At 44.5% G+C, this 10,080-nt stretch carries 10 protein-coding genes and 1 pseudogene; 6 read left to right on the top strand and 5 right to left on the bottom strand.

From position 1 onward, the window contains the following. Window positions 1-34: 34 nt before the first annotated feature. From CCU_RS07655 to CCU_RS07640, 5 genes are all read right to left on the bottom strand, one after another. Window positions 35-370, bottom strand: a complete 336-nt coding sequence (locus CCU_RS07655) for a winged helix-turn-helix domain-containing protein (RefSeq protein ID WP_022216050.1) — start codon at window positions 368-370, stop codon at window positions 35-37. Continuing rightward, the gene (locus CCU_RS07650; RefSeq protein WP_243440876.1) at window positions 367-1,113 is read right to left on the bottom strand and encodes an ABC transporter ATP-binding protein; all 747 of its coding nucleotides are present in this window, start codon (window positions 1,111-1,113) and stop codon (window positions 367-369) included. The genes CCU_RS07655 and CCU_RS07650 overlap by 4 nt, the downstream gene beginning before the upstream one ends. A 74-nt stretch (window positions 1,114-1,187) precedes the next feature. Beyond that, window positions 1,188-1,799 (bottom strand): FecCD family ABC transporter permease, encoded by a 612-nt coding sequence (locus CCU_RS14505; protein ID WP_330369863.1) that lies wholly within the window; start codon window positions 1,797-1,799, stop codon window positions 1,188-1,190. Further along, window positions 1,762-2,190: an iron chelate uptake ABC transporter family permease subunit gene (locus CCU_RS14500; protein ID WP_330369862.1), complete on the bottom strand. Its 429-nt coding sequence runs from the start codon at window positions 2,188-2,190 to the stop codon at window positions 1,762-1,764. Before CCU_RS14500 ends, CCU_RS14505 begins: the two co-directional genes overlap by 38 nt. After that, the gene (locus tag CCU_RS07640; RefSeq protein WP_015534176.1) at window positions 2,174-3,307 is read right to left on the bottom strand and encodes an ABC transporter substrate-binding protein; all 1,134 of its coding nucleotides are present in this window, start codon (window positions 3,305-3,307) and stop codon (window positions 2,174-2,176) included. The genes CCU_RS14500 and CCU_RS07640 overlap by 17 nt, the downstream gene beginning before the upstream one ends. 129 nt (window positions 3,308-3,436) lie before the next feature. On the opposite strand from CCU_RS07640, the gene CCU_RS07635 reads away from it, so the two are divergent. The 6 genes and pseudogenes from CCU_RS07635 to CCU_RS07610 form a co-directional block, all read left to right on the top strand. After that, window positions 3,437-4,237, top strand: a complete 801-nt coding sequence (locus tag CCU_RS07635; protein WP_015534175.1) for an FAD binding domain-containing protein — start codon at window positions 3,437-3,439, stop codon at window positions 4,235-4,237. Next, on the top strand, window positions 4,228-4,698 hold the full coding sequence (locus CCU_RS07630; protein ID WP_055144146.1) for a (2Fe-2S)-binding protein: 471 nt from the start codon (window positions 4,228-4,230) through the stop codon (window positions 4,696-4,698). Before CCU_RS07635 ends, CCU_RS07630 begins: the two co-directional genes overlap by 10 nt. A 12-nt stretch (window positions 4,699-4,710) precedes the next feature. Next, window positions 4,711-7,005, top strand: coding sequence for a xanthine dehydrogenase family protein molybdopterin-binding subunit (locus CCU_RS07625; protein WP_208896095.1), 2,295 nt, complete (start codon window positions 4,711-4,713; stop codon window positions 7,003-7,005). 68 nt (window positions 7,006-7,073) lie between these two features. Beyond that, window positions 7,074-8,465: a uracil-xanthine permease family protein gene (locus CCU_RS07620; protein WP_015534173.1), complete on the top strand. Its 1,392-nt coding sequence runs from the start codon at window positions 7,074-7,076 to the stop codon at window positions 8,463-8,465. 210 nt (window positions 8,466-8,675) lie between these two features. Next, window positions 8,676-9,671, top strand: a complete 996-nt coding sequence (locus tag CCU_RS07615; protein ID WP_015534172.1) for an ROK family protein — start codon at window positions 8,676-8,678, stop codon at window positions 9,669-9,671. A 25-nt stretch (window positions 9,672-9,696) separates the two neighbouring features. Next, window positions 9,697-10,080 (top strand): annotated as a pseudogene (locus CCU_RS07610) (hypothetical protein); the annotation flags it as partial.

The raw sequence follows: 10,080 nt of genomic DNA, 5'->3' as shown, positions 1-10,080 counted from the left end.
CCTGTCACCGGTAATAACGATATGTTTCTTTTGGCTAGTCAGAAAAGATCTCCATATACAATTTGCTTCCGGCCTGAATACAGGCTTCTCTATATTGTTCATATTTTTTCAGCCATTCCTTTCCCTCTGGTGTTATCGTGCTTCCACCACCTGACCTGCCACCTGCTTGGCGGCTTGTAAGTGAAAATCCCAGCGCCTCTTCAGCGTTTTTTATCATGCGGAATGCTTTACTGTAGGCAAGCCCCATGGACTGGGATGCTGAGCGGAGAGAACCGGTTTTTTCTATAGCCAAAAGAAGGCGGTATGGACCTTCACCAAAGAATTTCTCATCGTTATCATCAAAAAATGTTATTTTAATAGCAGCTCTCAATGCATATCATCCTCCTTCATCATGACAAGCTGGCGCTTTCCCTGACGGTTGCGAAGTTCTCTGATACTGATTGTACCATAAACTTTGGACAGAAGCATTTCCATTTCCTCAATGGGTGTTTTATCGGGATATACTTCACCGATCAGTTTGGATTCAGATAAAACCAGAAGAGTGTTGCAGTAATTTAATGCAAGTGATGAATCGTGAAGCGTTACCAGAGACACCGCGTGGTTTTGTTCAACATAGCTGCACAGAAGGTTCATAATCTGGTATCGCAGCCTGAAGTCCAGTGCACTTTCCGGTTCGTCCAGGAGTAAAAGCCTCCGTTTTGCCACAAATGTACGTGCCAGCAGGGCAAGCTGTTTTTGACCCTCGCTCAATGTCTGAAAATTATCGTTTATCCGTGAATCAAGTCCGACCATTGCAAGAACTTTATAAGCCTTTTCTTTCATGGCCTCAGTAGGGGGCTGAAGAAGCTTAAGCTCTGGGTTAAATCCCATCATGACAACATCTAAGAGAGATATGTCTATGGATATGCCACTTTTTTGAGGGATATATCCACATAGCTGTGCTAGTTTTTTGTGAGGCATATGTTCCAGCTGGAGATTATCTAACTCGCAGCAGCCACTATGCGGAATCAAATTGGCGATTGCTTTGATAAGGGTTGTTTTGCCACAGCCATTCTCGCCAAGTATACCAACAATTGTTCCTTCTTCTGCAGAAAAGCTGATATTATTTATCACATTTTGCACATCTGTGGTGTTGGTGCGGCTGCTGTGGTGGTAGCCGGCTGACAGATCGCATATGTTTAATATACTCATTTTACAGGTTTCCTCCTTATGCATAGATAGATAAGAAATGGTGCTCCTATGATACTTGTGAATATACTGACCGGTAGTTCTGTGGAACATACACTTCGGGCAAGTATATCACCGAAAGTGAGAAGGCATCCACCTATAAGACCACTTAGAAGCATAGTTGATAAGCGGTTATTTTTGAGCAGCATTCTGGCTCCGTGCGGAGCAAGCAGAGAGATAAAGCTGATAAGTCCTGTCATGCTGATCACACTTGAGGTTGCCAGGGTTGCGATCAAAAGAACCAGCATTCGTATCTGGTTAACATTCACGCCAAGCATTTTGCCCTCTGCGTCATCAAGGGAGAGCATTATGATCTGCCTGTACAATAGGAACATTATCAGCAGGCAGACAGCGCACAGTATTACATTTGAACCAATGGAATATATATTTATGCCATTAAGGCTTCCCATGATCCAGTATTCAATTGATGATAATTGTTTTTCAGGGTCGGCAGTCAGCTTCAGACACACAAGAGCGGTCTGGGCAAGACTGTGTACTGCTATGCCTGCCAGTACTATGCTTTTTCCATCACGCTCATATGTCAGCGATGACAGAAGCAGAACCAGTATCACACAGCATATGGCTCCGGCAAAAGCAGATATGGTTACAGACATTGTTCCCGACAAAAAAAGAATGCCAAATAGCGGCACCGGCGCTTGCACCTGAGGATACACCTATGATGTCTGGAGAAGCCAATGGGTTCTTAAAGACAGTCTGATATACAAATCCTGCTATGCCGAGAACAAATCCTCCTATACAGCCGATGATTCCGCGGCTTGCGCGAAGCGTGAGAAATACACGCCACTGCATGTCATCACCTTGCAGCAATCCATTCAGTGTAAGAGGATATCTTCCGACAAAAAAAGAAAATATACTGAGAGCTGCCAAAATGACAGCTCCCAGTATAATAGTTATTGTTGCTTTGTTTTTATTTTTACGCTTGTTATTAGTTGTTGATTCCATAGAATGTTTCATAATAATTTGTCATTTCAGTTGTATATGTGTCAGTTGGTACCTGATCAGGATGAAGGATCCCTGCAAGCCATACAGATGCCAGGATTCCTGCAGGTACCGGGCTGTCCAATGCTTCCACGTCTCCAGGAATAGCATATACGTGGCTGTTTTTTACAGCAGTGCATTCTGCAAGGTTGGGATCGTTCATTACGTCATCTACTGTATATTCGGCATCAGATGCGATTATTATATAAGAAGGATCCCATGCAAGAAGCTGCTCATAGCTTATCTCGGCCCAGTAGGTGTCTGTGATAGAATCAGCTGCATTTTTTCCACCGGCAAGCTCTATGATGCTTGACTGATACATAGAAGGACCGGCAGTAGACAAGAATGATGAGTTGCCGGCAAGGTATACACTTTCAGGTTCTACGCCAGACAGAGCTGAAGTAAGAATAGCCTTCTGAGAATCTATATATGCGAGCAGCTTTGCAGCCTCTGAGTTGGTGTTAGTTGCCGTAGCTATGGTGTTGATCATTTCTGTCAGAAGATCCTGACTTTCAGGATTGACGAGCAGTACTGTGATACCGAGGTCTGTCAGGCTCTGGGCTGCATCCTTCAGCTTCATTGGCAGAATAACCAGATCAGGTGAAAGAGCAGCACATGTCTCAAGGTTGAACTCTTTGGCAGTTCCAACATTAGGCAGCTCAGTCAGTTCCGGTGCAGCAAGCTTATAAATAGGGCGCTTGTCTGCTTTTGCCTCAATACCGACAACCTTATCCTTGAGACCAAGAGCAATCAGAAGGCTTGAAGAAATATAGTAGCCACTCACGATAGAAGATGGTTCTTTTTCAATTGTAACTTCACGGCCGGCCTGGTCAGTAACTGTTACAGGGTAGACAGTCTGTTCAGCATCTGCTTCAGTGGAAGATTCTTCGGAAGATAATTCTTCAGAAGATACGTCTTCAGATGCATCTTCGCTGGAAGCCGTTTCGGATACTGAAGCGGTTGTGGTGCTTTCCGTAGTACTCTGTGTTGTCGTAGCACTGTCTGTACCACAGGCTGTAAGTACTGCCAGCATAGTACAGATAAGGATGATAGATAGATGTTTTTTTAAAGTTGTTTTCATGAATTCAATGTTCCTTTCGTTATTCTTGAAATAATACAACGGTATTGTAACAAAGCACCTTTTCAAAGACAAGATGTTTTAATATAATATATTTTGAAAAATTATGTTTATATGTTAAAAGGAGTATTTATGGTAACAATACAGAATTATGTACGCGCACAAAGTATTGATGAGGCATATGAACTGAATCAGAAAAAAGGAAGCTGTATTATCGGAGGAATGCTTTGGACAAAAATGCAGGATCGCCTGATACAGACAGCCATAGATATGTGTGATCTGGGACTTGATAAGATCGAGGAAAAAGATGACGAATTTATTATTGGTGCAATGACATCACTCCGTCAGATAGAGCTGCATGACGGATTAAATAAATATACACGTGGTGCAGTATGCGAAGCGGTGAAGGATATTGTGGGAGTTCAGTTTCGGAATCTCGCCACGATTGGCGGAAGCATATGGGGACGTTTTGGGTTTTCGGACATTCTGACAGTTTTTTTAGCTATGGATGCATTTGTGGAGCTTTATCATGGTGGTATGATCCCTCTCAGGGAATTTGTCAACATGAAGCAGGACAGGGACGTGATTGTACATCTGATCATCAGGAAAACTCCCGGAGTTTTTGCTTATGCATCGGTCCGTAATCAGAGAACAGATTTCCCTGTCATTGCTTGTTCAGCATCATGCGTGGATGGAGAATACCGTCTGGCTGTGGGAGCAAGGCCTGGAAGGGCGATGCTTGTTCTGGATGAAGAAGGCTTGCTCACAGGGGGACTTTCAGATGATACAGAGAAAGCATTTGCCAATTGGGTTTCTGACAAGGTTCCGGTTGGAAGCAATCATCGTGCTGGTGCAGAATACAGAAGCCGTCTGATACGTGTGCTTGGACAGAGATTATTGAAAAAAATTGAGGAGGAGCAGCAGTGGAAATAAAAGTTAAATTAAATGGGAAATTTGTCTCGGGAAATATAGCTCCTGATATGCTCCTTATAGATTTTCTGCGCGATCATGGCTGTTATAGTGTGAAACGCGGCTGTGAGACGTCAAATTGCGGCCTGTGTACAGTGCTTATGGATCAGACTCCTGTCCTTTCCTGTTCGATGCTTGCTGCCAGGGCAGATGGACACGAGGTGCAGACCCTTGAGGGCCTTCAGGATGAGGCGGCAGAATTTGCCGGGTTCATTGCTGATCAGGGTGCTGATCAATGTGGTTTCTGCAACCCGGGTTTTGTGATGAATACAATAGCTCTTCTCAGAGAAAATCCTGACCCATCGGATGATGAGATCAGGGCATATCTTGCCGGGAATCTGTGCAGATGTTCCGGATATGAGGGACAACTGAGAGGAATCCGAAATTACTTAGACAGTAGAATTCCTGCAGATGACAGACAGTAAAGGGGTGAACTCATGGAACAAAAAAAATATAATGTAGTTAATAAATCCGTTAGAAAAAAAGATTCTATGCAGTTACTTCTTGGCAAACCGGTATATGTGGATGATATCACTCCCGGTGATGCACTTGTTGTGAAACTGCTTCGCAGTCCACATGCGAATGCTATTGTGGAGGATATAAATGTCTCCATAGCAAAAAAGATACCCGGAATAGTAGATATTTACACATGGCAGGATGTGCCAAATAGCCGGTTTGCAATAGCAGGACAGACATATCCTGAGCCGTCACCGTATGACAGACTCATTATGGATCGCCATGTGAGGTGTGTGGGCGATGTGGTTGCAATCATAGCAGCTGAGGATGAAAAGTCAGCAATCAAGGCTATGAAACTCATAAAGGTAAAATATAAAATCTTAGAGCCTGTTCTGGATTTCCGCAAGGCAAAGGATAATGAGATACTGGTTCATCCTGAGGACGACTGGTTTCCGCCGGTTCAGGTAGGAGGCGATCCGAAACGCAACCTGATAGCAAGCGATGTAGGCGGTGATGGCGATGTTGATGCTGTTATAGCTGACTGCGATGAGGTGCTGGAGAACAGATATCATATGAGAGCCTTTAACCAGGCTATGATGGAGACTTTTCGAACGTATACACACCTTGACCGTTATGGAAGACTTCATGTAATTTCTTCTACACAGATCGTGTTTCATGTACGTCGTATTCTGTCAAGAGCGCTTGGCATTCCAAAGAGCAGGATCAGAGTGGAAAAACCACGTATAGGAGGCGGATTTGGAGCAAAGCAGACAGCTGTAAGTGAGGTGTATCCTGCATTTGTGACCATGAAGACAGGACGTGCGGCCAAGATCATATTTACGAGACAGGAAAGTCAGATCGCAGGCTCGCCGCGCCATGAGATGGAGGTGAGTGTTCGTCTGGGAGCAGACCGCGATGGACATATAAGGGGACTTGATCTGTATACGCTGTCCAACACTGGAGCGTATGGGGAACATGGACCTACAACAGTCGGACTTAGCGGGCATAAGTCAATTCCATTATATACGGGAGGTCTTGAGGCATATAGGTTTGGATATGATGTTGTATATACGAACACTATGGCGGCTGGTGCATACAGAGGCTATGGGGCTACACAGGGAATCTTCGCACTTGAGTCTGCGGTGAATGAACTTGCGGAGAAACTGGGGATAGATCCGACCGTGATCCGTGAGCAGAATATGCTGCGCGAGGGAATGAAGATGCCTGCGTATTATGGTGAAACGGCAAATGCGTGTGCTCTTGACAGATGTATGGCCAGATGCAAGGAGATATTTAACTGGGATGATAAATACCCTGTCAGGGACATGGGAAACGGAAAAGTCAGGGCTGCAGGAGTAGCAATGGCCATGCAGGGTTCTTGTATATCGAATGTGGATGTGGGATCTGCAACGGTCAAGCTTGCGGATGATGGTACATTTAACCTGATAATCGGTGCTGCAGATATGGGAACCGGATGTGATACTATCCTTGCACAGATGGTTGCGGAGTGCATGGACTGCTCGGTTGATGACGTGGCGGTATTTGGAGCAGACACAGATGCTTCACCATATGATTCCGGCTCATATGCTTCATCCACTACGTATGTAACAGGAAAGGCTGTGGAGCTTGCATGTGATAAATTGAAGAAGAAGCTGTGTGCAATTGCAGCAGGAATGCTTGGATGTGAGCAGGATGAAATGTATTTCGAAAATGGCATGGCATATCGGACAGGAACAGATCAAAGCGTTTCTTTGGCTGATATAAGTGTTAAGGATCAGGTCGCAAATGATATTGCTGCTGTAGCCACAGTCTCTCATTCATCTCCGGTTTCACCTCCTCCATATATGGTCGGAATGGTTGAGATAGAACTTGACAGATATACAGGAGAAGTGAAGATACTGGATTATGCTGCAGTCGTGGATTGTGGCATAGCCATAAACCCGGCACTGGCACGTGTTCAGGCAGAGGGAGGCATAGTCCAGGGAATAGGACACACTCTGTTTGAGAACATCACCTACAATGCGAAGGGATGCCCGATAGAGTCGAGTTTCATGCAATACAAGATACCAACCCGTCTGGATATGGGACATTTGAGAGTGGAATTTGAAAACAGCTATGAGCCTACAGGTCCTTTTGGAGCCAAATCGATAGGAGAAATAGTTATCAACACTCCGGCACCTGCTATTGCACATGCCATATACAGGGCGACAGGTGTATGGCACAGAGAACTGCCGATCACACCGGAGAAGATTCTTATGTCCATGCCGGAAGAGTGATTGGAGATAACATAAGCAGAATAACAGAATCTGTAATATGAAAAAAAATATACAGGAGAAAACAACAGATGAAAAATAAGTTTAAACTTTCAGAAACAGCATTCCAGCTTGATGGAAGGATGCCTCTTTCCCAGGCGATACCTCTTGGACTTCAGCATGTCCTTGCAATGTTTGTCGGAAATTTGACACCATTATTGATTATCACAGGAGCATGCGGACTGGTCGGTGGTGAATTTGCTGATCTTCAGCTTTCACTGCTTCAGAACGCAATGCTCATCGCTGGAGTTGTCACCCTGATACAGCTTTTCTCAATAGGACCTGTTGGAGGAAAGGTACCAATCATTATGGGTACATCTTCAGGTTTTATAGGAGTATTCAACAGCGTGGCGGCAACCATGGGCGGTGGAGTGCTTGCGTATGGTGCTATTATGGGGGCATCCATTATCGGTGGCCTGTTTGAGACTGTGCTTGGCTTTTTCCTGAAGCCATTGCGCAGGTTTTTCCCGGCTGTTGTAACAGGTACAGTGGTTTTATCCATTGGACTCAGCCTTATATCGGTGGGAATAAATTCGTTTGGAGGTGGAAATAATGCCGCAGACTTTGGCTCCATGGAGAACCTTCTGCTTGCAGTATTTGTCCTTGTGGTTATTCTTTTCTTTAAGCACTGGACAAAAGGATTTTTAAGCTCGTCATCTATTCTTTTTGGAATAATCGCAGGTTATATCGCGGCGATCATAATGGGACTTGTTCTTCCGAGAACAGGTATAACTGCTGATGGTGTGGAATATACAAAAGCCTGGGTGCTGAACTGGGACAAGGTGAAAAATGCTTCCTGGTTTGCGATTCCACAGCTCATGCCTGTAAAACCGGTGTTTGATGTGCGCGCAATACTTCCCGTTCTCATAATGTTTATTGTTACAGCGGTGGAGACTGTAGGCGATATATCAGGTGTTATGGAAGGTGGCCTTGGAAGGGAAGCCACAGACAAGGAACTTTCAGGTGGTGTGATGTGTGACGGTCTGGGTTCATCTCTTGCAGCTGTGTTTGGAGTCCTTCCAAATACATCGTTCAGCCAGAATGTGGGACTTGTAGCCATGACTAAGGTCGTCAACAGATTTGCGCTTGCAACAGGAGCGATATTCCTGATATTATGTGGTCTTTGCCCTAAACTTGCAGCACTGGTATCGATCATGCCTCAGTCAGTGCTTGGCGGAGCTGCGGTTATGATGTTCTCTTCGATAGTTATCAGTGGTATTCAGCTCATAACAAAGGAACCATTAAGCGCACGCAACCTGTCCATAGTTTCGGTAGCACTGGGCGTGGGCTATGGAATGGGAGCCAATCCTGGTATTCTAGCAAATGCCCCTCAGCTGCTCCAGCTTGTTTTTGGAGGCTCAGGAATTGTTCCTGCGGCAATGGTTGCAATTCTGCTTAATATTATCCTGCCTAAAGAAAAGTAGTAATAAGGAACGTCCCTGTTATATATAACAAAAAGTTGCGCTACAAAAGTAGTTGTTGATAACAAAAAAATATGCTAACATAAAAATAGTAGTTTCCGAATGTATGTTCGACATAGTATAATATATACTGTATATACATTTGAGACTGCTATTTTTTAGCTTGAAGAAAAATATATAGTAATAAAACATATTCGGTATGGAGGAGAAGTTATGTACCTTGTGATAGACGTAGGCGGAACATTTATAAAGCATTGTGTGATGGACAGAGATGCTGAGATAATGGAGAAGAATAAATTCCCTACACCTGGAAGATTTGGGAATGGACTGGAGAACATACAACAGGGGCTGGATGCATTCCTTGATGCACTTCAGTCGATATATGATGGATATAAGAAAAGATATGATATACAAGGAATAGCTATATCACTTCCTGGACAGGTGGATGTGGACAACGGGATATGTTATGCCGGCGGAGCCTTGCCTTACCTTGACAAAGCGCATATAGGCGAGCTTGTAAGCGAGAGATGCGATGGACTTAAGGTGGCTCTTGAGAACGATGGCAAATGTGCCGCATTGTCGGAGATATGGCAGGGAAATGCAAAGGACTATAGCAGCGCAGTTGTATTGGTATTTGGCACAGGTGTCGGTGGAGGAATAGTCATAGACAGAAAGATACTCCACGGCAGAGGTATGGTTGCCGGTGAGATGTCGTACCTGTTTGAGGATGTGAACAGGGATAATATAGACAAACTTGTACCGCTTGAGGCGAATCTCAAGAATACAAAGAAACATGTAAAACTTCCGGACAATGTCACCTGGACGATGCAGGCATCGGTAAGCTCACTCAGAAGAGAGGTGGCAGCAGTCAAGGGCATGAGGGAAGATGAAGTGTCAGGTGAGATGATATATGAGTGGGAGACTGCCGGTGATAAGGCGGTCATAGATGTGCTTGAGGACTGGTATCTGAACATCGCGAAGCACTGCATGAATATACATGTCATTCTTGCACCGGACATCATACTCCTTGGAGGTGGAATCAGTGCGGAACCGAGGTTCATACAGGGCGTGAAGAAGTACGTGGATAAGCTTGCAAAATTTTCAGTGATCTATAATGAGATGCAGGTTGGACTGTGCAAATTTGGCAACGATTCCAATCTCATAGGAGCACTTTTCAACTATCTTCAGAAGTATGAGGGTGCCCACTAGATAAGAAAACGGAGATCATATCAGGATGAAACACAATGACGGAAAAGAGACGGACATCAGAATGAAGCACAATGACGAAAAAGAGACTGACATCAGAATGAGCGCAGAAAAGAGTAAAGAAAGAAGCATAGAAAAAAGCATAGAAAAAGGCAAAGAAAAAGGCAAAGAAACGAATACAGAAAAGAACACCGATTATAGAAAAAAATCGCACGAGATGGATATGTTAAATGGTTCACTGGCGCTTAAGATGCTTATATTTGCCATGCCACTTGCCGCCAGCAGTATACTGCAGCAGCTTTTCAATTCGGCAGATGTAGCTGTGGCAGGAAGATTTGCAGGAAGTGATGCCCTGGCGGCCGTTGGAAGCAATGCGGCGGTTGTTGCCCTGTTTGTGAATGTGTTCGTGGGG

Source organism: Coprococcus sp. ART55/1, from assembly GCF_000210595.1.
GTDB lineage: Bacteria > Bacillota > Clostridia > Lachnospirales > Lachnospiraceae > Coprococcus > Coprococcus aceti.
Note: the sequence above shows the minus strand (reverse complement) of the source record. Positions and strands in the feature narration are given on the sequence as shown.

Excerpts from the sequence above, each read along its gene's own strand:
- CCU_RS07640 (WP_015534176.1), bottom strand. The coding sequence starts at position 3,307 with ATGAAAACAACTTTAAAAAAACATCTATCTATCATCCTTATCTGTACT.
- CCU_RS07620 (WP_015534173.1), top strand. The coding sequence starts at position 7,074 with ATGAAAAATAAGTTTAAACTTTCAGAAACAGCATTCCAGCTTGATGGA.
- CCU_RS07635 (WP_015534175.1), top strand. The coding sequence starts at position 3,437 with ATGGTAACAATACAGAATTATGTACGCGCACAAAGTATTGATGAGGCA.
- CCU_RS07625 (WP_208896095.1), top strand. The coding sequence starts at position 4,711 with ATGGAACAAAAAAAATATAATGTAGTTAATAAATCCGTTAGAAAAAAA.
- CCU_RS14500 (WP_330369862.1), bottom strand. The coding sequence starts at position 2,190 with ATGGAATCAACAACTAATAACAAGCGTAAAAATAAAAACAAAGCAACA.
- CCU_RS07615 (WP_015534172.1), top strand. The coding sequence starts at position 8,676 with ATGTACCTTGTGATAGACGTAGGCGGAACATTTATAAAGCATTGTGTG.